This window comes from Paraburkholderia sp. SIMBA_053, assembly GCF_046534895.1.
Taxonomy (GTDB): Bacteria; Pseudomonadota; Gammaproteobacteria; order Burkholderiales; family Burkholderiaceae; genus Paraburkholderia; species Paraburkholderia caledonica.
The window spans coordinates 1-236 of the sequence record NZ_JAWRXU010001720.1; the positions used below are offsets into that span (position 1 = coordinate 1).

General features: G+C 52.5%; 1 protein-coding gene. It reads right to left on the bottom strand.

All coding sequences use genetic code 11. The annotated features are described in order from the left end of the window. Positions 1-29: 29 nt before the first annotated feature. On the bottom strand, positions 30-236 hold a 207-nt coding region (locus SB753_RS41395), incomplete at its 5' end, for a cytochrome d ubiquinol oxidase subunit II (RefSeq protein WP_410805732.1).

Below are 236 nucleotides of genomic sequence, written 5' to 3' on the forward strand. Positions count from 1 at the left end.
GTTTTTAAGGGCTGCTTTTAAAGACTGCTTTAGTGATAGCCTTCGCCCACTTTCACCTTGCCGCGGAACACCCAGTAGGTCCAAGCGGTGTAGGCCAGCACGATAGGAATCACGAATAGGAAGCCGATTAACAGAAACAGCTGGGACTCCGGTGCGGACGAGGCATCCCAAATCGTATAGTTAGGCGGCACAATCACCGGCCACTTGCTGGCAATCAGCCCCAGGTAGGTAAATAG